This is a genomic window from Shuttleworthella sp. MSX8B, assembly GCF_000524295.1.
Classification (GTDB): Bacteria; Bacillota; Clostridia; order Lachnospirales; family Lachnospiraceae; genus Shuttleworthia; species Shuttleworthia satelles.
The window spans coordinates 133,712-157,496 of record NZ_JAQT01000009.1 but is presented as its reverse complement, the minus strand read 5'-3'; the positions used below and the strand labels follow the sequence as shown (position 1 = coordinate 157,496).

Below are 23,785 nucleotides of genomic sequence, written 5' to 3'. Positions count from 1 at the left end.
AAAACTGCCCGGCATTAATGCCGGACAGGAAAACTTTTTTGTTTTTCAATTGTCTACTTGACGGGATGCACACCATTGTGTCGGACTTACAGCGGTTTTTCTTATTCCTGATTCAGGAATACTCACAGCGCGTATTTCATGGTCTGTGACAGCAAATGCATGTGAAGCCTTATTCCATTGCCTTGTCATGGGAAAAGGCCTGGGAGATCAGGACTACACAAGCAGGAGCTTCTGCTCGCGGATCCGGGGGATCCTTTGTCTGCACTTCAGCTGCATCTGTGTGCAGTAGATCTCTTCGGCCAGAAGATCCATCTGGTAGTTGCGCGAGATGGCCCGGGTCAGCAGGGAATTCTGTTCGGATGCAAGCATTTTTCTGTAATCGGAGTGGCGCACGAGGAGAGGACGGCTTGCCCTTTGCCCAAGCTGGCCGAGCATTGGCCCTGCGTCTTCTCGAAGACCGATGACTTGCAGATAGGGGATGGATCCGACTTCCTCCAGAAGCTTTTTGTCCTCAGACTGATAGTCCAGAAGAAGATGACAGAGGGCGCGGCAGATACGGCCGCCGGTGTAGGATTTGTTCGAGATCATGTCCTCGACAAAGCTGCGAAGGCCACGGAACTGTCCCGCCCGTGCCATGATCCTCGCGCAAAGCTCATTGTCCAGATCCAGAATCTCTCTTTTATCGGATGGACTTTGAAGCCGGCTGATCAGACAGGCGTATGCGGAGTCGAGATCCCCGGGAAGCAGATAGCGCCGGTTCTCGATGCGGTCAATACATATTTCGGCAGCCAAAGGCGGCATCTGCGAGCGAAGAAAGTGAAAATCAGAGAGCCTGGACCGTATAGCGCTGGCGGACGCGGTACCCGTGGGCGAGACATCCCTGCTGTGGTAGTCGCTGTCGCGTTTGATCAGGGCAAGATCCCAGGAAAGCTTCTCTTCCTCAATCGCGGCCAAATAGTCAATGGCCAGAGTGTTGTTTGGCGAGGAGAGTATTTGCTCGATTTGATCGACGGACAGAGGAGAAGAAAGAGAGCCTGATGCTTTTTTGGCATGTGATTGAGAGCAGAGATCCCGATAGAGGGCCTCGGCGATCAGTCTGCGGGACGCTTTCGGGTAACTGATTCCCTCCTGAAGTTTTTTCTGAAGCTCGAAAGAGAGGAGCTCCGCCGTATCGCCGGAAGCAGATCGATCAGTCCCTTCTGCGCGTCCGGAACAGGGCCGGGTATGGGGGCTGAGGAGTCGCTCATAGTGGGCTGCCCTGCGCAGGAGAGCCATATCTTCGGTCTCCGCCCCGAAGAGAAGGGTATCGACCAGACCGCTGGCGGCCAGCAGGCGGACACCGGCGCGCGCGTAATCGACAGACGCGGAGCTGGCATAGAGGCCGGGGAGCATGAGAATCAGATCGGCGCCCCCGGCAAGGGCCATATGAGCCCGGTCGCGAACCGGCAGAAGGGCCGGTTCTCCGCGCTGGGTAAAGAAGCCGCTCATGGCAACCAGGACGCGGTCGGCGCCGAGGACCTCTCTGGCGTAATGGATCTGCCTGAGATGGCCCCTGTGAAAGGGATTGTATTCCGCTATGATGCCGACTGTTCGCATAGAGTATCCTCTTCTCACCACCCGCCCCTTCAATGGGGGCCAGTCCCATGGAGGATTAAGAGATTCGCTATTCTCTCGCGAATTCACGCCTCTTGTATGGGACATGGGACAATTCCTGCCTTGTTCCACTTTTTACACCAGTATATAATGATGTAATGGCGGGGTCAAAATCGGCCCCGGAGGACAGAACAAGGAGAGTAAGATGAATATTTTGGTGATTAACTGTGGAAGCTCATCTCTGAAGTATCAGGTGATCGACTCCGAGACAGAGCTGGTTAAGGCCAAGGGACTCTGCGAGCGCATTGGCATAGACGGCCATTTCTCGTATAAGCCCGAGGGGGGGATCAAGGAGGAGGCTGACGCGCCTATGCCCAGCCATACAGAGGCGGTACAGATGGTCCTTGACGCTTTAACCAACGCTAAGACCGGAGTCTTAAAGAGTCTGGACGAGATCGACGCGATTGGCCATCGCGTGGTCCACGGGGGTGAGAAGTTCACCGGGTCTGTGTTGATTACAGATGAGGTGATCCGGGGAATTGAGGAGGAATCCGACCTGGCCCCCCTTCATAATCCGGCCAATATTATCGGCATCAATGCCTGCAGGCAGCTGATGCCCAATGTTCCTATGGTCGCTGTATTCGACACGGCTTTTCACCAGTCCATGCCCAAGAAGGCCTATACCTATGCCCTTCCCTATGAGTACTATGAGAAGTACAAGGTCCGCCGCTATGGCTTCCACGGAACATCCCACAGCTTCGTGTCCAGACATGGCGCAGAGCTCGCGCATCTTGATTACGGGAATTCCAAGATTATTGTCTGCCATCTCGGCAATGGAGCCTCTGTCACCGCCGTCAAAAACGGCGAATCCATTGATACCTCCATGGGACTGACCCCCCTGGAGGGGCTGGTGATGGGGACCAGGACCGGCGATATTGACGCTTCGGTTGTCGAGTACCTCTGCAAGAAGGAGGGACTGACCGTGGAGGAGGTCCTCAACATTTTCAACAAGAAGTCCGGGCTGGCCGGGGTCTCCGGGGTCTCCTCGGATTTCCGCGATCTCTTTTCCGCCAGTGAAGAGGGAGATGAGAGGGCCGGCCTTGCTCTGGATATGTTCTTTTACCGGACTGCCAAGTACATCGGCGCTTATGCCGCGGCCATGAATGGCGTCGATCTGATCTGTTTCACCGCGGGTCTGGGAGAGAATTCCGGTCCGGCCCGGGCCAGGATTCTGGACTATCTGACCTTTATGGGTGTGAAGGTTGACCAGGAGGCCAACATGGCGGCTTCAGGCGTCGATGCCAGAATCTCTGCCGATGATTCCAGGGTCATGGTCTATGCGGTTCCCACCAATGAAGAGCTGGCCATTGCCCGCGAAACGGTCGCGTTGCTTTGAGCTCTGCTCTGATCTGACCTGTCCCGGTTAGCTGACCCGGCCTCCTTGCGGTCGCAGTGGCTGATACCTGGTGCGCGCGGCGCACACGGTTGCGCGCGGTAAAAGCAGGATTTTCATTGACAGGGCAGATCCGGGTATGTATAATATTTCGAGTGTGAATGGGAGCGGCCTATGATAATTGACCTTGCGGAATCTCTCTCCAAGCGTAATTTCTCCGAAGATGTTACGGTCTCCTTCGACAGAGATGTCCTGCATATCATGTCTGAGGACTATCCTATTCTCAAAAAGGAGCCATTCGAGTTTCATTTTGTCAATGAAGAGAACAGACGACTGTATGTTCACGCTGAAGGTGAGCTGCAGGTCGCGATTCCATGTGACAGATGCCTGAGGAGGACGCGGGTGCCCTTTTCACTGGTTATTGATCGCATCCTGCGTTTATCGGACGGGATGATTGTGATTCCAGAAGAAGAGAGCGACACGCTTGCTTATCCGGCGGATGGACACAGCATTGATTGCGACATACTTGTTTTCGATGAAATTCTGGTCAATTGGCCGGCGAAGGTTCTCTGCCGAGATGACTGCAAGGGTTTGTGCCCGGTCTGCGGTCAGAATCTCAATGATAAAGACTGCGGGCATGACCGATTTGTGCCGGATCCGAGAATGGCAGGGATCCAGGATCTGTTTCAGAATTTTAAGGAGGTGTAATCATGTCTATCTGTCCTAAGAATAAGTCTTCTAAGGGAAGAAGAGATCGCAGAAGAGCGAACTGGAAGATGAGTGCTCCCACACTCGTTCGCTGCAGCAAGTGCGGTGAGCTTATGGTTCCCCACAGAGTTTGCAAGTCATGCGGTTCTTACAACAAGCGTGAGATCATTGCTCAGGCTTAATCAGAAGAAACGAGATCGGCCCGGCGGGAAATCCGCCGGGCCTTTTCTTAACCGTCTGTTTCTTTGCGCTCTATGCTTTTAAAAGAATGCCGACGGAAATTTGAAGATTTTGTAAGGGAGGATTCAAAAGCCGCGGCAGGCAGGTGGACCCAAAGCCGCTTTCTTGCGCGGAAAGTTTCGATATAGTAGACTTAATCAGAATCCTCCGCAGATGTCTGGTTTTCGACAATGGATGCCCGGGAAGCCTACAGACATCATATGCGGGAGAGAGCTTCGCAGGGGATGATGCTCAGCAAATTTGACAGCTTTCAACAATGAAGAAGATCCGGCGTATGCGTTCGTTTTCAGCCGGGGAGGAGATATGGCAGATGTGACAAGAGTTGCCCTGGACGCGATGGGGGGAGATAATGCTCCCGCTCAGATTGTTAGGGGCGCAGTTGACGCGGTGAATGAGCACCAACAGATCAAGGTTTTTTTGGTTGGCCGCAGGGAGGAGATCAAGAGAGAACTGGATCAGTATCAGTTCCCCGCAGACCGAATCGAGATCCGCGACGCGACAGAGGTGATTGAGACGGCTGAGCCGCCGGTTAAGGCGATCCGCAGCAAGAAGGATTCCTCTATGGTAGTCGCTCTTAATATGGTCAGGAATGGGGAGGCGGATGCCTTCGTCTCGGCAGGATCTTCCGGAGCGACTCTGGTGGGAGGAACTCTTTTGGTTGGCAGGATCCGCGGGATTGAGCGCGCGCCTCTGGCCCCCCTGATTCCAACGAGAAGGGGAGTCTCGCTTCTGGTGGATTGCGGGGCGAATGTGGACGCCAGAGCAGATCATCTGCTCCAGTTTGCCATCATGGGATCCCTCTATATGCAGCATGTCATGGGAATTGATCATCCCCGGGTTGCCCTTGTGAATATCGGGGCGGAGGAGGATAAGGGAAACGCTCTGACCAAGGAGGCCTATCCTCTGCTGCGCGACTGTGACCAGATCAATTTCACAGGCAATATTGAGGCGAGAGATATCGCGGAGGGGGCAGCGGATGTCATTGTCTGCGAGGCATTCGTCGGCAATGTGATTCTGAAATTTTACGAGGGGGTTGCAAAGACCCTGATTTCAGTGATCAAGGAGGGCCTGATGTCCACTCTGATCTCTAAAATCGGCGCCGCTCTGGCCCTGCCGGCCTTAAAGAAGACGATCAAAACCTTCGATGCCAGTCAGTACGGCGGAGCTCCTCTTCTGGGAGTCAAGGGGCTGGTTGTCAAGGCTCATGGATCCGCGACGGCCAAGGAAATTAAGAATTCCCTGATTCAGTGCAGGCAGTTTTCAAAACAGAATGTAAACGGCTATATTGAGGAATATGCCAGCAGACAATTGGCAGAGAAAGGAGAGAAGAATGGAATTTGAAGTGTTGAAGAAGCATATCAGCGAGGTCCTGGGGGTAGACGCCAATGAAATCACGGAGGACATGGAGTTCGACAAGGACCTGGGCGCGGATTCCCTGGATACCTTCCAGATCCTTATGGATGTCGAGGAGGAGCTTGGCATGACAGTCGACGAGGAGAAGGCAGAGTCCATCAAGACAGTCGGAGATGCTGTCCGTCTGATCAAGGAGACAATGGAGGCTTAAGAGACAGGAACATCAGGGAGAGAGAGCGGTGAAATGCCCAGGCAAAGTCACAGCTCATCCTCCCTTTTCTGATTTATGGCAGTCAGATCATTGCGGTTTTCGCGCGTATTTGACTGCTTCGAGGCAAGCTATGAGAAATGAAACGTTAGAGGCAAAGATCGGCTATCAGTTTCAAGACAAAAGTTTATTGAGGCAGGCATTGACCCATTCCTCCTTCGCCAATGAGAGGCATATGAAAGCGCACTCGGACAATGAGCGCCTGGAGTTCCTGGGAGATGCGGTGTTAGAAGTGGTATCCAGTGAATTTTTGTATTTAAACTACCCGGATCTGCCGGAGGGGCGTCTGACTCCTCTTCGGGCAAGTCTGGTCTGCGAGCCGACGCTGGCGATCGCGGCCAGAGAGATTGGGCTTGGCGCCTGTCTGCGTCTGGCCAGGGGAGAGGATCAGTCCGGGGGAAGAGAGCGGGACAGTATTCTGTCGGACGCTCTGGAGGCCGTCATCGGCGCTGTTTTTTTGGATGGGGGGATTGAGCCTGCCAGGGCACTGATTATCCGCTATATCCTGACGGACATCGAGCACAAAAAGCTCTATCATGACTCTAAGACCAGGCTTCAGGAGATGGTTCAGGCCATGGAAGAGGCCAGTCTGGACTATGTGCTGGTCAGGGAAGAGGGACCCGATCACGCCAAGCGTTTCGTGACGGAGGCCAGACTTGACGGCAGGACAATCGGGCGCGGAGAGGGAGGATCCAAGAAGGCGTCGGAGCAGGAAGCCGCTTATCAGGGACTCTTGTATTTAAAGGAGAGAGGACATGTATCTTAAGAGTATTGAGATCCATGGCTTTAAGTCATTTGCCAACAAAATTGTCCTGGATTTTCACAAGGGCATTACAGCTATCGTTGGCCCGAATGGGTCCGGCAAATCCAATGTCTCAGACGCGGTGCGCTGGGTTTTGGGGGAGCAGTCTGCCAGACAGCTGCGCGGCGCTTCCATGCAGGATGTGATTTTTGCCGGCACACAGAATCGAAAAGCCCTGGGCTATGCCTATGTGGCCATCACTTTGGATAATTCTGATCAGGCTCTTCCCGTCGATTACAAGGAGCTGACAGTGGCCCGCAGGGTCTATCGTTCAGGCGAGTCCGAGTATCTCCTGAACGGAACTCCCTGCCGCCTGCGAGACGTCAACGAGCTCTTCTTTGACACAGGCATCGGCAAGGAGGGGTACTCGATTATCGGGCAGGGGCAGATTGAAAAAATCCTGTCCGGCAAGCCGGAGGAAAGACGGGAGCTCTTTGACGAGGCGGTCGGGATTGTCAAGTATAAGCAGCGCAAGAAGGTCACCTTAAAGAAGCTTGAGGACGAGAGAGAAAATCTGGTTCGTGTGACCGATATCCTCTCGGAGTTAGAGCGTCAGGTTGGCCCTCTGCAGAAGCAGTCTCAAACGGCCAGGCGCTATCTGGCGGCAAAAGAGGAGCTGAAGCATCTGGACGTCAATATGTTTTTGATGGAGGCTCAGCGTCTCAAGGGACAGCTTCAGGACATTTCCGATAAATACCGGATCGCTGAAGATCAGATGGATGAGCAGAAGAAATCGCTCGCGGATCTGAAGCTGACCTACTCTAAGATGGAGGAGGACCTGAATCAGCGCGACCTGCAGATGGAGGAGCTGCGCAAGAGACAAAAAGAAAATGAATTGACCAAAAGCCGACTGGAGAATCAGATTACTCTTTTTGAAGAGCAGATTCGGTCCGCGGAGAATGCCGACGCCAGTATTTTAGACCAGATACAGACTGCCCGGTCTGACAGGAAGGATCGGGCCGAAGAACTGAGCCGGCATGAGAGAGCAAGGGAGGAATTAAACGCCTCTTTGCTTGCCGCAAGAGAAAAGCTTGCTGCCGCAAGGTCAGAATATCAGGACCTTCAGGACAGGTGTAATGCCGTGTCCGCCGAGGCTGAGGAGGGACAGAGAAAGCTCCTGCAGCTTGTGGCCGAACGGGCAGACTTAAAATCGGAGGAGCAGAAATATAAGACGACGCTGGAGCAGATCAACATCCGCAAATCAAGGCTGACGCAGCGAATGTTAGAGCGCAGGACCGAAGAAGGCGATATTGGAGCCAAGGCGGACCAGGCCCAAAAGGCCTATGAAAAATCCAGGGCCAAAAGGGATGCGATTCAGGAGAAGAAAGAGACTCTTGATGCCGATCAGCTCAACTGGAAGAACAAGCGACGGGACCTGCGCCAGGATATTGACCAGAAGACAGTTGCCTATCACAGGTCCAATTCCCGCCTGGAGTCCCTTAGAAATATCGCTGAGCGCTATGACGGATATGGCAATGCCATTAAGAAGGTCATGGAGCAGAAGAGAGAGTATCCCGGCATCGAGGGACTCGTATCTGAATTGATCCATGTTCCCAAAGACTATGAGACAGCAATTGAAACGGCTCTGGGCGGGAACATTCAAAATATTGTCACTGACACGGAGACAACGGCCAAGCGCATGGTGACCTTCCTGAAGGAAAACAGGGCCGGACGCGCCACCTTTCTCCCCCTGACCTCTGTGAAGGGGAAAAGTCAATCTCAGATAGAGTCGCTTCTGAACGAGCCCGGGGTCATAGGAGTTGCCAGCCAATTGGTTCAGACAGACTCCAGATACAGAGGGATTGTTTCTTATCTTCTGGGGAGAATTCTGCTCGTCGATCAAATTGATCATGCCATCGCCCTGGCCAAGGCGAATCACTACAGTCTGCACATTGTCACTTTAGATGGCGATTATCTGAGACCCGGCGGATCCATCTCCGGCGGACGCTTCAAGCACAGCGGAAATCTTCTGGCAAGAAACCGCGAGGTAAAGCAGCTGGAAGAAGAGGTCGCCGGGTTAAAAGAGGCGCTGAGTCAGGCCCGCATGCATTTGGAGGAAATTGACACGGCCCTTGCTCTTTTGTCCGATGATCGGGCGGAAGTCCAGGCAGAACTGGAGGCCGCTAATCTCGAGGTCAATACAGCGAAACTGCAGTGGGAGCAAGCAAAGGAGATCAGCAGAAACTCCGAGCAGGCATTTGCCTCCCTGCAAAAAGAAAAGGTCTCCTTAGACGAACAGATCAAGGAGATCAAAGAGGGACAAAAAGAGCTGGATCAAAGGCGGCAGTCATCCGGTCAGAGGGAAGTCCGGCTGAAGGAGCGCATCAGCATCTTAGGCACTGATCTTGAGAAGCTGAACCTGTCCGCGGCAAGCGCTTTTGAGCAGCTGTCTGCGATTCAGATGGCTGAGGCGGCGGCCCGGCAGAAGGTTGATTTCGAGGAAGAAAATATCATAAGGCTCAGAGCGGAGGTCGACCGGGCGGATCAAACGATTGAGGAGCTGACCAGACAGAAAAAGACAAGTGGGGAAGAGGCCCAGGGAAAGAAGGCGCAGATCGAGGAGATCAAAAAGACCATCCTGGCTGCCGAAGACAGGCAGGAGGAGATCGAGACATCTCTGAAAGAGAAGCAGGAAGCCTACGTCAGTCTCAATGAGGCCTACAAAAGCGGCTTTGAGGAGAGAGAGAAGCTGTCCGATGTTATCAACAGCCTGGATAAGGAGCTCTATCGACTGGAGGCCCAGCGGCAGAAAGCCCAGGAGGCCTTGGAGAGCCAGAACAATTACATGTGGCAGGAGTATGAGCTGACCCTGCACGCGGCCATGGAGCTTATGGATGAAAATCTGAAAGACCGCAGTCAGATGCAGCAGCGCATCCGTTCGATTCGGGACGACATCCGTTCGATGGGAAATGTCAATGTCAATGCCATTGAACAGTACAGAGAGCTGGCGGAGCGCTATGAATTCCTGAAGACCCAGCACGATGACCTGGTCAGGGCGGAAGACCAGCTTGTGCAGATCATCGAAGATCTGGATCAGGGGATGCGGCGTCAATTCAGTGAGGGATTCCGTCGAATTCAGGACCAGTTTGACGCAACCTTTCGGGAGCTGTTCGGCGGCGGCAAGGGAAGTCTGGAATTGACAGAGGGAGAAGATGTTCTTGAGACGGGGATTCGGATTATTGCGCAGCCTCCGGGCAAGAAGCTGCAGAATATGATGCAGATGTCAGGCGGCGAGAAGTCCCTGACAGCCATCGCTCTTCTCTTTGCCATCCAGAGCTTGAAGCCCTCGCCATTTTGCCTGCTCGACGAGATAGAGGCCGCTTTGGATGATGCCAATGTCGACCGCTTTGCCAGATATTTACACAAGCTGACCAGGAATACCCAGTTCATCGTGATTACCCACCGGAGGGGAACGATGAACGCGGCGGATCGGCTCTATGGAATTACAATGCAGGAGAAGGGAGTCTCTACCCTGGTATCTGTCAACCTGATTGAGAGCAAGCTGGACGATTAAAGGCCGCCGACAGGTCGCGGCGATAAAATTGTTATGAACAAGGAGTGGCTATGGGTTTTTTCAGCAGATTGAAAGCCGGTTTGAGCAAGACAAGAGACGGCTTTGTGAAGAATATGGACTATGTCTTCAGCGGTTTCTCCCGAATTGATGAGGACTTCTACGAGGAACTGGAGGAGGTTTTGATCAGCGGAGATCTGGGAGTCCAGACGTCCATGCGCCTGATAGAGAACCTGCGCCAGGAGGTGAAGGATCAGCACATTAAGGAGGCGGGGGACTGCCGCCAGCTTTTGATTGATGACATCCGCCGCCAGATGGACGTCGGCGAGAATGCCTATGATTTTGAGCAGGAGACATCCGTCCTCATGATGGTTGGCGTCAACGGGGTGGGGAAAACCACCACAGTCGGTAAACTCGCCGCTAAATTCAAGCAGGAGAAGAAAAAAAGAGTCCTGATCGCGGCGGCGGACACCTTCCGCGCGGCAGCCAATGAACAGTTAAAAGAATGGGCCGATCGAGCCGGTGTCGATATGATCGGGGGTCAGGAAGGCTCTGATCCGGCTGCGGTGGTTTTTGACGCGGTTCAGTCCGCCAAGGCCAGAAATTGCGATATTCTTTTAGTCGATACGGCGGGACGGCTCCACAACAAGACAAATCTCATGCATGAGCTGGAAAAAATCAACAGGGTGATCGACCGTGAGTACGAGGGTGTTCATCGTGAGACTCTGGCAGTACTGGATGCGACAAGTGGTCAGAATGCCCTGGTCCAGGCCAGAGAGTTTGCGGCAGCCGCCAATGTCACAGGCATCGTCCTGACCAAGATGGACGGTTCCGCCAAGGGAGGAATTGCCGTCGCCATTCAATCGGAGCTGGGAATTCCGGTTAAGTATATCGGGGTCGGCGAGACCGTCGAGGATCTGGAGCGATTTGATGCCGACCAGTACGTCAATGCCCTCTTTGATCTGAAGGATGAAGACGATGATATTGCCGCGGATGCAGAGGGCCAAGCCCGAGCCGGTGAAGTATCCGTCTCTGAGGCGGAGGCAGAGCTTTCAGATTCCGTCGAGCAGGAAACAGAAGCTCCCGAGAGGAAAACGGAACTTTCGGATCAAACTGAAGAGGAAGTTGAAGCATCTGTGGGAGTACCCGAGAGGGAAGCTGAATTTTTGGATCAAGCTGAAAAGAAAGCAGAAGCTTCTGAGAGTGAGACCGGGATTTCGGATCAAACAGAAGATAAGATAGAAGTGTCTGAGGGAGAGGCTGAACTTTCCAATCAAGCTGAAGAGAAAGCAGAAGCGCCAGAGAGAGAGGCTGAACCTTCCGATCAAACTGAAATGGAAGCAGAAGCGACTGAGACGGAGTCTGAATCAAAAGAAGAGAAGCGAGGCGCTTTCTTTGGATTTTTCCGCAGAAAGCGCAAAGAGTAACGCAAAGAGCAGAGGAGGAAACTGGAATGTTGGATTTAAAGGATTTTGAGGAAGCGTCTCAGATCGTCAGCCAGGTGGCCAATGACACCAAGCTGGTCTACAGTGACTTCTTCTCGAATGCCTGCGGCAATAAGGTCTATCTCAAGCCCGAAAACATGCAGGTAACCGGGGCCTACAAGGTGAGGGGGGCATATTACAAGATCAGTACTCTCAGCGATGAGGAGAGGGACAGGGGATTGATTACCGCCTCGGCCGGAAATCATGCCCAGGGGGTGGCGAAAGCGGCCAAAAAATTTGGGGTTAGGGCGACAATTGTCATGCCGACAACGACGCCTCTGATCAAGGTAAATCGGACAAAGAGCTACGGGGCACAGGTCCTTCTCTTCGGTGATGTCTTTGATGACGCGAACGCGAGGGCCCTGGAGCTGGCTGAGGAACACGGCTATACCTTTATTCCTCCCTTTGACGATCTGGCGGTTGCAACGGGACAGGGAACCATTGCCATGGAGATCTTCAAGGAGCTGCCCCTGGTGGAATATATTCTGGTTCCGGTAGGAGGAGGCGGGTTGGCCACCGGCGTCTCCACTCTGGCCAAGCTGCTGAATCCCAAGATCAGGATTATCGCTGTGGAACCCGTCGGAGCGGCCTGTCTGAAGGCCTCTTTTGAGGCGGGGAAGCCGGTCATGCTCCCGAGCGCCAATACGATCGCCGACGGCACTGCGGTAAAAAAGCCCGGGATCAGTATTTTCCCTTATCTGCAGAAGAATATTGACGAGATTATTACCGTCGAAGACGATGAGCTGATTGTTGCCTTTTTGGATATGGTCGAGAATCATAAGATGATTGTCGAAAATTCCGGGCTTTTGACGGTGGCAGCCCTGAACCATCTGAAGGTGAAAGGGAAAAATGTGGTATCCGTTTTGTCGGGCGGCAATATGGATGTGATTACCATGTCTTCGGTTGTTCAGCAGGGTCTGATCTTCCGCGACCGCATCTTCACCGTCTCCGTCCTGCTCCCGGATAAGCCGGGCGAGCTGGCCAAGGTGGCGCAGACCATCGCCGGGGTTCAGGGGAATGTCATCAAGCTGGATCACAACCAGTTCATCACGACCAACCGAAGCGTGGCAGTGGAATTGACCATTACGCTGGAGGCCTTCGGAACAGAGCATAAGAATCAGATCATCGATACTCTGGAAGAGGCGGGCTATCGCCCCAAGATCACGAGAACAGTTCTCTGAAAGCCGGACTGACTTGGTTGAATGATTACATGCTGTAAAGATATTATACTTGACACCATGCGAAGGCTTGTCTAAAATAGCCAGGTGGAAAGAATGGAAGAGAAAATTATACGCGGATACCTGTATGATTTCTATGGACAGCTGCTCAATGCGCATCAGAGAGAGATCTATGAGGCATATGCCTTTGATGATCTGTCGCTCTCTGAGATCGCCGAGCAGGAGGGGATCTCAAGACAGGGAGTCTACGACATCATTCGCCGCTGCACCAGAAGTCTTGAGAATTACGAGCAGGCGCTGCATCTGGTCGCCAGGTTCATGAAAATCAAAGAGGATATTGAGAGAATCCAGAAGCTGACAGAAGGCGACAGGGTCACAGAGAATAGCCTGGGAGAAATTCGCAGAATTTCACGGGGGATTCTGGAGGAATTGTAATGGCTTTTGAGAGCTTATCTGAAAAACTACAGAATGCCTTTCGCAATCTGCGTGGAAAGGGCCGTCTCTCGGAGGATGATGTCAAGCTCGCCCTCAAGGAGATCCGCATCGCTCTTCTCGAGGCGGATGTCAACTACAGGGTTGTCAAGGATTTCACCAGGGCGGTGCAGGAGAGGGCGGTCGGAACCGATATTTTAAACGGCTTAAACCCCGCCCAGCAGGTTGTCAAGCTGGTGGATGAGGAACTCACCAGGATGATGGGGTCCGAGACAAGGGAGATCGCCTATCGCCCTGGCCAGGAGATCACTGTGATCATGATGATCGGACTCCAGGGCGCGGGTAAGACGACGACTGCGGCCAAACTGGCCGGCAAGATGAAACAGAAGGGCAAGAGACCTCTTTTGGTCGCCTGCGACATCTATCGCCCCGCGGCTATTGATCAGCTGCGCATCAACGCGGAGAAACAGCAGGTTGCCTTTTTCTCCATGGGAGACAAGAATCGGCCCTCCGATATTGCCAGAGCCGCTTATGAGCACGCCAGGAAGAACAATAACAATGTCCTGATTCTGGATACGGCCGGTCGCCTTCATATTGATGAGGATATGATGGCCGAGCTGGAGGAGATCAAGTCCGGGGTAGACGTAGCCCAGACCATCCTGGTTGTCGATGCCATGACCGGTCAGGATGCGGTCAATGTAGCTCAGACCTTCGATCAGAAGGTCGGGGTTGACGGAGTGATTCTCACTAAGCTGGACGGCGACAGCCGGGGCGGAGCGGCTCTTTCCATCCGCGCCGTCACAGGTAAGCCTATTCTCTATGTCGGCATGGGCGAGAAGCTGTCTGATCTGGAACAGTTCTATCCGGATCGCATGGCCTCCAGAATTTTAGGTATGGGCGATGTCCTCTCCCTGATCGAGAAGGCGGAGCAGGAGATTGACGCCGAAGAGGCCGCCAGGCTGACGGATAAGGTTAAGAAGGCGGAGTTTGACTACAACGACTATCTGACCTCTCTGTCGCAAATGCGCAAGATGGGAGGCATTTCCTCCATCCTCGGTATGCTGCCTGGACTTGGGATGGGCGTCTCCAAGTCACAGATGAGCCAGATTGAGGGCGCGGTCGATGAGAAGAAGCTGGCCAGAACCGAGGCGATCATTCATTCGATGACACCGCAGGAGCGGTCAGACCCCAAAATCATGAATATCCACCGCAAGCACCGGATCGCCAGAGGGGCCGGTCTTGATATCGCTGAGGTCAACCGCTTTGTCAAGCAGTTTGAGCAGACCCGCAAAATGATGAAGAAGATGCCCGGTCTCATGGGAGGCAAGGGCAGGAGAAGAGGGGGGTTCCCCTTTTAACAGCAGCTTGATCCGCAGGTCAAAGATCCTGCGATCAAATAAAGTAACGATTCACATATCATCGGAGGTAACAAGATGGCAGTAAAAATCAGACTCAGAAGAATGGGACAGAAGAAGGCTCCTTTCTACAGGATTGTCGTAGCGGATTCTCGCGCTCCTCGCGATGGCCGCAACATCGCTGAGATTGGCAGCTATGATCCCAACCAGAATCCCTCAGCGGTAAGCGTTGACGTAGAGGCCGCGAAGAAGTGGCTCGCTAATGGAGCACAGCCAACAGAGACGGTTGCTCGCCTTTTAAAGAATGCCGGCATCGAGAAGTAAGGCTTTTTGTTCCAGGCAAAGCACGAGGTGATTGAGATGAGAGAATTAGTCGAAGTGATTGCCAAGTCACTGGTAGATGATCCGGATCAGGTTGAAGTGTCGGAGCGCAAGGCCGGAAGGACTACGATTGTAGAACTCAAGGTCGCTTCCTCTGACATGGGCAAGGTTATTGGCAAGCAGGGCAAGATCGCCAAGGCGATTCGGTCTCTTGTCAAGGCCGCGGCGACCCGTGAGAATTGCAGGGTTGTTGTGGATATCGTCGAGTGATTCGGATGACGCAGTGAAAAGAGCGGGCAGGTTCCCCAGGAGCCTGTCTGCTTTTTCTCATTTATCGGGCCGGCGAGGAGTATTTTTGTCATCAATTACCGGAGTATCAAAGGAGAAGGAGTCGGGATGCAGGATTATTTTCAGGTTGGTGTGATCACATCGACACATGGTCTCAAGGGAGAGGTGAAGGTCTATCCGACCACAGAGGAGAGCCGCCGTTTTGATGATCTCTGTGGACAGAAGGTATATGCCGGGCGGGATGGAAGCCTGGAAGAACTGACGATTGTCTCTGTGCGCTATTTCAAGAAGCAGGTGATCCTTCGCTTTGCGGAGAAAAATGATATTGAAGAGGTCAGTCCCTTAAGACAGGCCCGGCTTCTGATTTCACGAGAGCAGGCCCTCCCCCTGGAGGAGGGGGAATATTACGTGGCAGACCTGCTGGGACTGAAGGTTATCGCGGACGACGGAAGAGAACTGGGGATACTGAAAGATGTTCTGACGACCGGAGCCAATGACGTCTATGTCATTGGACGCCAGGGGCAGTCAGATCTTATGATTCCCGCCATTCGACAGTGCGTCCTCAAGACGGATCTTGAGGTGGGTGAGATTCTGGTTCATCTTCTCCCCGGACTCGAAGATATTTGACATGGAGAAAACAGATGCAATTTCACGTCATGACTCTTTTCCCTGAAATGATTGCACAGGGATTGGCAAACAGCATAACGGGACGTGCTCTCAGGGAGAAATTGATTTCATTAAACTGCGTCAACATTCGCGACTACAGCGATAACAGGCATGGCAAGGTGGATGACTATTCCTATGGCGGCGGAGCCGGTATGCTGATTCAGGCGGAGCCGGTCTATCAGTGTTATCAGAACCTGCTCTCTCAGATTCCGGACGGCCATAAGAAACGGGTGATCTATGTGACACCGCAGGGAAGGCCGTTTTGCCAGGAGATAGCGGAAGAACTGGTTAAAAATGATGACCTCATTTTCCTCTGCGGACATTATGAAGGCGTCGACGAGCGGGTCCTGGAGGAAATTGTCACAGACTATGTCTCGATCGGCGACTATGTTCTGACGGGAGGGGAACTGCCGGCTATGGTCATGATCGATACCATAGCCCGTCTGGTTGACGGAGTTTTGGGGAATGACGCCTCCGCCGAGATCGAGTCCTTCCATGGAAAGTTGCTGGAGTACCCCCAGTTCACCAGGCCTGAGGTCTGGCATGACAAGGCGGTCCCATCGGTTCTTTTGTCCGGAGACGCCGCCAGAATTAAGAGCTGGCGGATCAAGGAGTCGATTCAGAGGACGCGAGAAAGAAGAGAAGACCTCTATCGGGATTACTGCAGACTGGTCCAGTTAGAGGAGATCCTCCTGCGGCACAAGAGAGAATACGCGGATCTTTTGAATCCGCTGGAGCTTGGATATGGGGAGATAGTCTGCTGGGACAGAAATGTGATTCTCATGCGGGACCGGAGGGACCAGGCCTCTTATTTTGCGCATCCGACCGGAGATACATTTATCAGGGATATTGCTACAGAGGACACTGTCAAAGAAGCCGAAAGTCCTGTTGATTTTTTGAAAAAACAGGGATTGATCCGCGGACAGGACAGACCGGGGATTCGCCGCTTTGTTATGCATGATACGGATGATATTAATGAGGCGAAGCAGCTGGCAAAGCTGCTTGGTTTGACGGAGGTCAGACGGACCAGGCTTTTAGTCTACACGCCCAGGGAGAGGCCGGCGAATGCCCGAATCCGCGCCCTGAGAGAAAAAATAAAGGACAAGGCGTCCCCTGAAATGATCGCCTTTATTGAAGAGGGGATCACATCAGGTCTTATGGAGGGACTGAGGCCGGTATATTACCTGAACGAGGAAGATCCATTCCCGGTAAGAGAACTGGAGTCGTTCGGAATCTACGCGGCAAAAGGACCAGTGCTGCTTCTGCAGTGATTTTTAGCTTATCGTATTTGCTGTCGAATTTGATGATTTGGTGTTTTGTTGGATGAATACTTGACTTTTTTATCGATCCCCGATAAGTTAGTTAATGCTAATGTTAGGTAGTGCTAATATCCTGCTATCTTCAGGCGGGAAGCATTTCTTAGAAAGGGAACGTATGAAAGTCAGGCACATTTTCAGTTCAATTCTGACCCTTGCCCTGATCATTGCGATCAGTGCAGGGATCATTTTTGTGATCAGCCAGGGAGGGGACAAGAGCTCTTCGAAGGAATCGAAGAATCAGCAGGAATCCCTCGCCGACTCCGGGAAGATGTCAGGCGCAATGGCCGAGGCACAGAAAGAGGGCTACAAGGATGGCCGCTATGAAGGGAGCGCCCAGGGCTATGGAGGTCAGGTGACGGTTGCGGTAACCATCAAAGACGGCAAGATCGCCGAGATCGAGATCCTGTCTCAAAATGAGTCGCCGGAATACTTCGCCAGGGCAAAGAAGGTCTTAGAGCAGATCAAGGCGACCAATAGTCCGGACGTAGATGCCGTCTCCGGAGCCACCATTTCTTCTGACGCTCTGAAGCTTGCGGTTTTCAGGGCCCTGCAGCAGGCGCTTCCGGATGGCAGGTCTGTGGCTCAGGAGTCGAATCTGGAAGGGAAGATCGAGGAGCATCAGCGTCAGGCCAAGGCGCAGTCGCAGGAGAAGCAGAAGGCCCGGAAAGCCCGCCTGGATCGCCTGCAGAAGACCGTGTCTCCCACCGTTCTGCCCAAGGACAGTAAACTAAAGGACGGAAGCTATCAGGGGTCCGCAGATGGCTTTGACGGGAAGATCACGGTGCGTGTGACCGTCGCGAATGGGAAAATCGCGGATGTCGAAGTCCTCAGCAATTCAGATACGCCCTCTTATTTCAATCGGGCTCTGGCTGTCATTGGCCGGATGAAGGGAAGAGAGACCGGATCTGTCGATACGGTTTCCGGGGCAACCTACAGCAGTCGCGGAATCATCGACGCGGTCAACAACGCCCTGTCCAAGGCGATTGTGAAGAACCCCGAAAAGTCAGAAAGTGGGCAGATCCCGACGCCTGAAGTTAAGCCAGACAATCCCTCCAGGCCTGATCCCGGTCAGCCGGAGAATCCTTCCAAACCGGATCCGGGCAGGGATTCTGAAGAGAAATGGACCCTCAAAGACGGCGACTACCAGGGGTCTGCTGACGGATTCAAGAGCGAGATTACCGTTCAAGTCAGTGTAAAGGACGGAAAGGTGGCGGATATCAAGGTGGTCGAACAGTCAGATTCGCGCCGCTTCTTTCAGCGCTCACTTGCCGTGCTTGAGAGCATGAAGGGGAAGAAGTCCGGTTCGATCGACACGGTTTCCGGGGCGACATACAGCAGCCGCGGGATCATCAACGCGGTCAACGACGCTCTGTCAAAGGCGGTCGAGTTGAATCAATCGGGCACAGGAGAGAAGGTCTCCTTCTTTCAGCCGATGGGCGGGACAACAAAGCCCTCGCCCAAGCAGGGGAAGATCCTCGAGGATAAGACCAGAAAGAAGATCGCAGCTCTTTTGCGCAAGGGAGAGCTGAAATCGGGAAGCTATCAGGGGCTGGGAGCAGGCTTTAACACTTCAAAGGGCAGGCTGAAGACCCAGGTCTCCATCGAGGACAACGAAATCAAAGACATTGAAGTCGGACAGGGCAAGGACTACGCGGATGACGGCGAGGAGTACCGGGCCAGAGCCGTCAAGGTGGTGCCCTTCCTCATGGACAAGAAGAAGGGCCGGCACAACATTGCCGTCATGAAGCTGCACCACGACTATCTCGACCGGATTCTCGCCGCGGACAATCCTCAGAAAATGGCCGAGAAGCTGATTGGCAAGGACTATGCCGCTAAAATCAACGATTCGAAGAAGGCGAGCGAGGTATCAAGGGCGATTAAGGCCTTCCTTCAGGAGAAGATGGGGGAGAGAGATGTCTTTGACGCTGTTTCAGGGGCCACCATCAGCGCCGGGGGACTGGCCAGGTCTGTCGATCAGGCCCTGGAGCTGTCTGAGACAGACGCGAAGACGGGAAATGAGATCGTCTCTATTTCTATCGTCTCCCCGTCGGATATCAATGTCTATAATAAGCAGTCTGAATTGAAGCAGAATCGGAAGAAACCGCTGGACCTGAGCGGACTTGTTGTGGAGCTGACCAAAAAGGACGGAGGTAAGGTTTCAGTTCCTTATGCCAGCTTCGGACAGTATGGACTTGAGATTCGGGCACAGGACGGCCAGGAGATCAAAGACGGAATGGACATTTCCAAGTTCGTCAAAAACGGAACGCTAATTACGGATATCACCCATAAGGAGTCCAAGCGGAGCGCGAGACTTGGAATCGTCTTTGGAGCTTACAGCAAGGACTATATCGTGTCCATGGAGTACAGGATCGGCGACGGAGACTGGAAGACACTGGATCACCCGCAGATGTCTGACGAGAAGAGCGAGAATATCTCTGAGCGGCAGACGATCAAGCTTTCCAGCCAGGAGCTTGGAAAGAAGCTTCGCTTCAGGACCCGCGCAAAGAGCGGACAGATTTATCTCTATGAATCCAATGAGGGAATCGCGTTTAAGAAGATGACCCTGCCCTGCATGGATTCCTCTTTTGAGGACAATGAGAACGCCAATTTCGCTCTCTTTATCACCGTGGATGAAGACAAGGCAGATCAGCCCTCTCCCAATCCCGGTCAGCCCACAGGAGAAGATGAGATTCAGGTGGATTTTGCCGCAAGCTATCTCAATCACCAGAAAGTAGAAGGGATTCCTGTGAAAACCGGAGAGGGGGTTTTAGTCCGTCAAGTCCGGGGTCTTCCGGGAGGACTTTCCTATCGAGACGGGAAAATCAGCGGAGCCATTGACATCGCGGATTCTGAGTTCGACGATTCCATGTCCAAAGAGTATTCGCTTACAATTCTTGGAAGTAAGGCCGGTCAGGAGCTGACGGTTCAAAAGAAGCTTCTTGTCTTCCAGGATAAGGATCGGGACGGCATCAGTGACAACGATGAGGGCGAGCACTACGCGAACCAGTTTACTCCGCTCTTTAAGGGGCAGACCTACCAGGAAAAGGCGATCTATAAAGAAGCAGGGGATCCGGAGCCGACAATGGAAGAGTATCGGGCCCTCTTTAAAAATATACCGGACGACGATTCCGTGACGATTGAAGTGCTGAAACATCCGGACATGTCAGTGACAGGGAACCAGATTGTAAAGCTGCAATTTAAGTCAAAGTACGTCTCAGGCCTGTCTAAGGTCAGCGTTGCCCTGATTGTGGAGAAGGCCGGAAGTCAGCCGGAGGGGCCTGCTCAGGAAGCAAAGGCGGGAGATATCCAGGTGAATTTCCCGGCGGTGAGCTTAAACCATCAGGTTTTCTCTGATACAAAGGTATCCTGCGCCTCCGGGGTAAAGCTGATCTCTGCGGAGGGCTTGCCCGGCGGATTGTCTCTTTCCAATGGAAGCGTCACAGGTAAGATCGACATTCCCGACGCGGATTTTGACGGGAGCTTCTACCGGACCTATCCGGTTAAGCTCTATGGAAAAAAGGCCGGCAAGAAGATTGTCATGAGTACAAGCCTGGGCGTCTACCAGGATCGTGACCGGGACGGAATCAATGACAATGATGAGGGCGATCACTATGCAAATGAGTTCACAGCTCAATTTAAGGGCTCTCTGATTATTAACAGGAAGGTTGGCGACCCGGCTCCGACAGAAGACGACTATAAGGCCATGATTAAAAATCTGCCCGACGACGGGTCTGTTCGCATGGAGATCGTCGGGAGCCCGGATATGACCAGGGCCGGCTACACGGTGGTCAAGCTGCGCTTTCATTCCACTTATGTGACCGGGGTTTCCAGCAAGAGCATAGGGATCAGAGTAGAGTAGGAGAGATCTATGAATTTGATTGCAGGCTTGCTGATCGCGCTTGTCTTTTACGGCGCGGCAGCGGATCTAATGAAAAAATACAGCAGAGGATTCTATCTCTGCTTTTACGCTCTTGTCCTTCTCATGGTCGTGATCTACAGCAGAGGATATGATCAGGTCATGCCGGCGGGGCTGAAATTTGTCACGGACCTCTTTCACAGAGGGGTCATGGCAACGGCGACCTTTATCATCGTCATGTATCTGGGCGTCATCAGAAAGCATAGCGCTCTCACAAGGCGATATATGCGGATTCGGGGAGAGATGTCCATTGTGGCTTGCCTGATGGCTCTGACCCACAACATTCTCTTTGGAATTCACTATTTTGTCGCTTTCTTTGACAGGGACGCTTTCATGCCAGTTCAGACCAGAATCGCGGCTCTGATCAGCATGACGCTGATCGCGATGATGATTCCCCTTTTTGTGACATCCTTCGGGGCGGTGCGAAGAAGAATGAAGGGAAAATCCTGGAAGAATCTCCAGAGGCTGGCCTACCCCTTCTACATCCTCCTCTACGTGCATGTTATGGTTCTTTTCTCCATGGCGCCGGAGAAGAACCGGCTTTCGATCATCGTCTACACGGTAATTTATGTCGCCTATGTCGTTCTGCGTCTCAAGAAAGCCATCCTGGCCCACATGCAGAAGAAGAGTGCGGCGCGGGCGCGCCTGGCGTAAGAGCCCGGATCCAGGGCGAGACGCTGGCTTTCGACGCGGCGCTTTGGATGCCGTGACGGATACCCGCTTTCGTTGCCGGCGAAAAAGCTTGCCGGCAATCGGACCTTGTGCTATAGTTGCAATGTTGTTTATTTGGAGATGGTCCTCTGTTGCGGACGGCATTAAGAACATCGAGATGAATGTGGAGGAAACCCATGAACGCACACGAGATAATAGCTAACATTGAGAAGGAACAGCTCAAGGATCAGGCCCCGGACTTTAACGTGGGTGATACGGTCCGCGTACATAACCTGATTAAGGAGGGCAACCGCGAGCGTATCCAGATTTTTGAGGGAACTGTTTTGAAGAAGCAGGGCGGAAGCAACCGTGAGACATTCACAGTCCGCAAGTTCTCCAACGGGATCGGTGTTGAGAAGACCTGGCCCCTGCACAGCCCCCGGGTTGAGAAGGTTGAGGTGGTTCGCCGGGGTAAGGTTCGCCGCGCCAAGCTCAATTATCTTCGCGACCGTGTCGGCAAGTCCGCCAAGGTCAAGGAGATCATCCGCTGATTCTGCGGGAATAATGAAGCATGAAAAAGGGAGAGCTGACTCTTATATGCCTTGTACGCTCGACGGGGTGAGCGGGGATATGAGAGGAGGCTCTCTTTTTTCGTCTTCCTTTGACGCGCGCGCACTGTTTTTTTGCTGTTTCTTTTGACGCGCACACCTGCTTTCTTGAAGGGCCGGGAGGGATCAGATAAAATAGTAGCAAGTTTTTTCGACCAAGGAGCGCCTTATGTCCAGATTTCGACCTAATCCCGGACACATGAACAAGAATATCTTTCTACAGAAGAGTGAGGAATCAACCCGGCGGACAACAAAGAATCTCTCGTTTTCACAGCGAAGAAGACCCAGATCAAAAGAGGAGACCAAAGCCCGCCTGATCTGGACTGCTCAGATCTGCTCGGTTATTTTCCTGGCCTTTTTCCTGGTTTTTTCGTTTGGAAGGACAATAACGATTTCCGGTTCTTCCATGGAGCCGACCCTGCGGGCAGGGGATCGGGTCCTTGTCAATCGCCTGGTATATCATATTCGAAAACCCCGAGCCGGGGATCTGGTTGTCTTTCGCCCGTCCGGCAGGCAAAATGCCCAGTATATGGTAAAGAGGCTGATTGCCAGACCCGGCGATACCGTCTATATTTCCGGAGGCAAGCTCTATGTCAACAACAGTGCCTTCCGCCAGGGAACCGTCAGCTTCAGTGGTATCGGTTACGCCGGAAATTTGGCGGAGAAGACGCAGCTGGGGGATGATCAATATCTGGTGATGGGCGATAACTTCAACAACAGTGAGGATTCCCGCTACGCGAGCATCGGTCTGCTCTCCAGGAGGGACTTTGTCGGTAAAATTTGGTTTGATGTCAGCCTGTCCCACTTCGGGCCCGCGTCATAAGAGGAGTTGAGATGAATATTCAATGGTTTCCGGGCCATATGACCAAGGCAAAAAGACAGATGCAGGAGGATATCAGGCTGATCGATCTGGTGATCGAGCTCCTGGATGCCCGTATTCCTCTGGCCAGCAGAAACCCGGAGATTGATCAACTGGCCAGAGATAAGGCGCGGATGATCCTGCTCAATAAGGCCGACCTGTCTGACCCCAAGGCCACCTCCCGCTGGAAGGAATATTTTGAGCGTCAGGGGATGACGGTTCTGGCGCTGGATTCCAGGTCAGCTTCTTTGCGCAAGCCCATGCAAAAGGCGATTATGGACGCGACAGAAAAGAAGAGGATCCGCGACCTGCGGCGGGGGATTAAAAACCGACCGGTCAGAGCTATGATTGCGGGTATTCCAAATGTCGGCAAGTCGACTCTGATCAACTCACTGGCCGGCAGGGCAGCGGCCAGAACCGGAAACAAACCGGGAGTCACCAAGGGAAAACAGTGGATTCACCTGAGAGACAATATTGATCTTTTGGATACCCCGGGGATCCTCTGGCCCAAATTTGAGGACCAGGAGACAGGAACCCATCTGGCCATGATCGGAGCCATCTCTGATCATGTTTTGCAGGTGGAAGATCTGTCCCTAAAAGTCATTCATTTTCTCAGAGAGGCTTATCCCGGAGCTCTATCGGACCGCTATGCCGTTGACGAAGAGAAAGAGGATGTCGATATTCTGTCGGCAATTGCTCGAAAGAGGGGCTGTCTTGTGCGGGGAAATGAGATAGACTACCGAAAGACAGCGGATCTGTTCCTGGATGAGTTCCGCAAGGGACAGCTGGGCAGGATCAGCATTGAGATGACGGCGGAGTAAGAACGGTATTTTGCCAAAG

General features: G+C 53.0%; 20 protein-coding genes and 1 pseudogene. 20 read left to right on the top strand and 1 reads right to left on the bottom strand.

The window, feature by feature from the left end; translation table 11 throughout:
- Nucleotides 1–213: 213 nt before the first annotated feature.
- Nucleotides 214–1,596, bottom strand: coding sequence for a nucleotidyltransferase family protein (locus HMPREF1508_RS01955; RefSeq protein WP_044958893.1), 1,383 nt, complete (start codon nt 1,594–1,596; stop codon nt 214–216).
- A 202-nt stretch (nt 1,597–1,798) separates the two neighbouring features.
- On the opposite strand from HMPREF1508_RS01955, the gene HMPREF1508_RS01950 reads away from it, so the two are divergent.
- The 20 genes and pseudogenes from HMPREF1508_RS01950 (at nt 1,799) to ylqF (ending at nt 23,766) form a co-directional block, all read left to right on the top strand.
- Entirely contained in the window at nt 1,799–2,989 is a 1,191-nt protein-coding gene (locus tag HMPREF1508_RS01950; protein WP_044958892.1) for an acetate kinase, read from the top strand.
- A gap of 171 nt (nt 2,990–3,160) precedes the next feature.
- Nucleotides 3,161–3,694, top strand: coding sequence for a YceD family protein (locus HMPREF1508_RS01945; protein WP_049906834.1), 534 nt, complete (start codon nt 3,161–3,163; stop codon nt 3,692–3,694).
- 2 nt (nt 3,695–3,696) lie between these two features.
- Nucleotides 3,697–3,876, top strand: a complete 180-nt coding sequence (gene rpmF / locus HMPREF1508_RS01940) for a 50S ribosomal protein L32 (RefSeq protein WP_044958890.1) — start codon at nt 3,697–3,699, stop codon at nt 3,874–3,876.
- Between the two features lie 361 nt (nt 3,877–4,237).
- The gene (gene plsX / locus HMPREF1508_RS01935; RefSeq protein WP_044958948.1) at nt 4,238–5,275 is read left to right on the top strand and encodes a phosphate acyltransferase PlsX; all 1,038 of its coding nucleotides are present in this window, start codon (nt 4,238–4,240) and stop codon (nt 5,273–5,275) included.
- Nucleotides 5,265–5,498, top strand: a complete 234-nt coding sequence (gene acpP / locus HMPREF1508_RS01930; RefSeq protein ID WP_006906093.1) for an acyl carrier protein — start codon at nt 5,265–5,267, stop codon at nt 5,496–5,498. The genes plsX and acpP overlap by 11 nt, the downstream gene beginning before the upstream one ends.
- A gap of 130 nt (nt 5,499–5,628) precedes the next feature.
- Nucleotides 5,629–6,321, top strand: a complete 693-nt coding sequence (rnc, locus tag HMPREF1508_RS01925; protein WP_044958888.1) for a ribonuclease III — start codon at nt 5,629–5,631, stop codon at nt 6,319–6,321.
- Nucleotides 6,311–9,871, top strand: coding sequence for a chromosome segregation protein SMC (smc, locus tag HMPREF1508_RS01920; protein WP_044958887.1), 3,561 nt, complete (start codon nt 6,311–6,313; stop codon nt 9,869–9,871). Before rnc ends, smc begins: the two co-directional genes overlap by 11 nt.
- A gap of 50 nt (nt 9,872–9,921) precedes the next feature.
- Nucleotides 9,922–10,848 (top strand): annotated as a pseudogene (gene ftsY, locus HMPREF1508_RS01915) (signal recognition particle-docking protein FtsY); the annotation flags it as partial.
- Nucleotides 10,849–11,321: 473 nt separating this feature from the next.
- On the top strand, nt 11,322–12,533 hold the full coding sequence (gene ilvA, locus HMPREF1508_RS01910; RefSeq protein ID WP_006906097.1) for a threonine ammonia-lyase: 1,212 nt from the start codon (nt 11,322–11,324) through the stop codon (nt 12,531–12,533).
- Between the two features lie 93 nt (nt 12,534–12,626).
- Complete coding sequence (gene ylxM / locus HMPREF1508_RS01905; RefSeq protein ID WP_006906098.1) at nt 12,627–12,965, top strand: YlxM family DNA-binding protein; 339 nt, start codon at nt 12,627–12,629, stop codon at nt 12,963–12,965.
- On the top strand, nt 12,965–14,320 hold the full coding sequence (ffh, locus tag HMPREF1508_RS01900; protein ID WP_044958885.1) for a signal recognition particle protein: 1,356 nt from the start codon (nt 12,965–12,967) through the stop codon (nt 14,318–14,320). Before ylxM ends, ffh begins: the two co-directional genes overlap by 1 nt.
- Nucleotides 14,321–14,395: 75 nt before the next feature.
- Nucleotides 14,396–14,641 (top strand): 30S ribosomal protein S16, encoded by a 246-nt coding sequence (rpsP, locus tag HMPREF1508_RS01895; RefSeq protein ID WP_044958884.1) that lies wholly within the window; start codon nt 14,396–14,398, stop codon nt 14,639–14,641.
- Nucleotides 14,642–14,677: 36 nt separating this feature from the next.
- On the top strand, nt 14,678–14,908 hold the full coding sequence (locus tag HMPREF1508_RS01890) for a KH domain-containing protein (RefSeq protein WP_044958946.1): 231 nt from the start codon (nt 14,678–14,680) through the stop codon (nt 14,906–14,908).
- Between the two features lie 126 nt (nt 14,909–15,034).
- Nucleotides 15,035–15,553, top strand: a complete 519-nt coding sequence (gene rimM / locus HMPREF1508_RS01885) for a ribosome maturation factor RimM (protein ID WP_044958883.1) — start codon at nt 15,035–15,037, stop codon at nt 15,551–15,553.
- A gap of 14 nt (nt 15,554–15,567) precedes the next feature.
- Nucleotides 15,568–16,863 (top strand): tRNA (guanosine(37)-N1)-methyltransferase TrmD, encoded by a 1,296-nt coding sequence (gene trmD / locus HMPREF1508_RS10690; RefSeq protein ID WP_084640188.1) that lies wholly within the window; start codon nt 15,568–15,570, stop codon nt 16,861–16,863.
- Nucleotides 16,864–17,026: 163 nt separating this feature from the next.
- On the top strand, nt 17,027–20,770 hold the full coding sequence (locus HMPREF1508_RS01875) for an FMN-binding protein (RefSeq protein WP_044958882.1): 3,744 nt from the start codon (nt 17,027–17,029) through the stop codon (nt 20,768–20,770).
- 9 nt (nt 20,771–20,779) lie between these two features.
- A complete protein-coding gene (locus HMPREF1508_RS01870) occupies nt 20,780–21,481 on the top strand; it encodes a ferric reductase-like transmembrane domain-containing protein (RefSeq protein WP_044958881.1) in 702 nt (233 codons plus the stop codon).
- 194 nt (nt 21,482–21,675) lie between these two features.
- Nucleotides 21,676–22,029 carry a 50S ribosomal protein L19 gene (gene rplS / locus HMPREF1508_RS01865; protein WP_044958880.1) on the top strand — a complete coding sequence of 118 codons (354 nt, stop codon included), beginning with the start codon at nt 21,676–21,678 and terminating at the stop codon, nt 22,027–22,029.
- Between the two features lie 226 nt (nt 22,030–22,255).
- Nucleotides 22,256–22,909 (top strand): signal peptidase I, encoded by a 654-nt coding sequence (lepB, locus tag HMPREF1508_RS01860; protein WP_049906832.1) that lies wholly within the window; start codon nt 22,256–22,258, stop codon nt 22,907–22,909.
- 11 nt (nt 22,910–22,920) lie between these two features.
- A complete protein-coding gene (gene ylqF, locus HMPREF1508_RS01855) occupies nt 22,921–23,766 on the top strand; it encodes a ribosome biogenesis GTPase YlqF (protein ID WP_044958879.1) in 846 nt (281 codons plus the stop codon).
- Nucleotides 23,767–23,785: the final 19 nt, after the last annotated feature.

Coding starts and splice junctions, on each gene's coding strand:
- HMPREF1508_RS01955 (WP_044958893.1), bottom strand. CDS start 1,596: ATGCGAACAGTCGGCATCATAGCGGAATACAATCCCTTTCACAGGGGC.
- HMPREF1508_RS01950 (WP_044958892.1), top strand. CDS start 1,799: ATGAATATTTTGGTGATTAACTGTGGAAGCTCATCTCTGAAGTATCAG.
- HMPREF1508_RS01945 (WP_049906834.1), top strand. CDS start 3,161: ATGATAATTGACCTTGCGGAATCTCTCTCCAAGCGTAATTTCTCCGAA.
- rpmF (WP_044958890.1), top strand. CDS start 3,697: ATGTCTATCTGTCCTAAGAATAAGTCTTCTAAGGGAAGAAGAGATCGC.
- plsX (WP_044958948.1), top strand. CDS start 4,238: ATGGCAGATGTGACAAGAGTTGCCCTGGACGCGATGGGGGGAGATAAT.
- acpP (WP_006906093.1), top strand. CDS start 5,265: ATGGAATTTGAAGTGTTGAAGAAGCATATCAGCGAGGTCCTGGGGGTA.
- rnc (WP_044958888.1), top strand. CDS start 5,629: ATGAGAAATGAAACGTTAGAGGCAAAGATCGGCTATCAGTTTCAAGAC.
- smc (WP_044958887.1), top strand. CDS start 6,311: ATGTATCTTAAGAGTATTGAGATCCATGGCTTTAAGTCATTTGCCAAC.
- ilvA (WP_006906097.1), top strand. CDS start 11,322: ATGTTGGATTTAAAGGATTTTGAGGAAGCGTCTCAGATCGTCAGCCAG.
- ylxM (WP_006906098.1), top strand. CDS start 12,627: ATGGAAGAGAAAATTATACGCGGATACCTGTATGATTTCTATGGACAG.
- ffh (WP_044958885.1), top strand. CDS start 12,965: ATGGCTTTTGAGAGCTTATCTGAAAAACTACAGAATGCCTTTCGCAAT.
- rpsP (WP_044958884.1), top strand. CDS start 14,396: ATGGCAGTAAAAATCAGACTCAGAAGAATGGGACAGAAGAAGGCTCCT.
- HMPREF1508_RS01890 (WP_044958946.1), top strand. CDS start 14,678: ATGAGAGAATTAGTCGAAGTGATTGCCAAGTCACTGGTAGATGATCCG.
- rimM (WP_044958883.1), top strand. CDS start 15,035: ATGCAGGATTATTTTCAGGTTGGTGTGATCACATCGACACATGGTCTC.
- trmD (WP_084640188.1), top strand. CDS start 15,568: ATGCAATTTCACGTCATGACTCTTTTCCCTGAAATGATTGCACAGGGA.
- HMPREF1508_RS01875 (WP_044958882.1), top strand. CDS start 17,027: ATGAAAGTCAGGCACATTTTCAGTTCAATTCTGACCCTTGCCCTGATC.
- HMPREF1508_RS01870 (WP_044958881.1), top strand. CDS start 20,780: ATGAATTTGATTGCAGGCTTGCTGATCGCGCTTGTCTTTTACGGCGCG.
- rplS (WP_044958880.1), top strand. CDS start 21,676: ATGAACGCACACGAGATAATAGCTAACATTGAGAAGGAACAGCTCAAG.
- lepB (WP_049906832.1), top strand. CDS start 22,256: ATGTCCAGATTTCGACCTAATCCCGGACACATGAACAAGAATATCTTT.
- ylqF (WP_044958879.1), top strand. CDS start 22,921: ATGAATATTCAATGGTTTCCGGGCCATATGACCAAGGCAAAAAGACAG.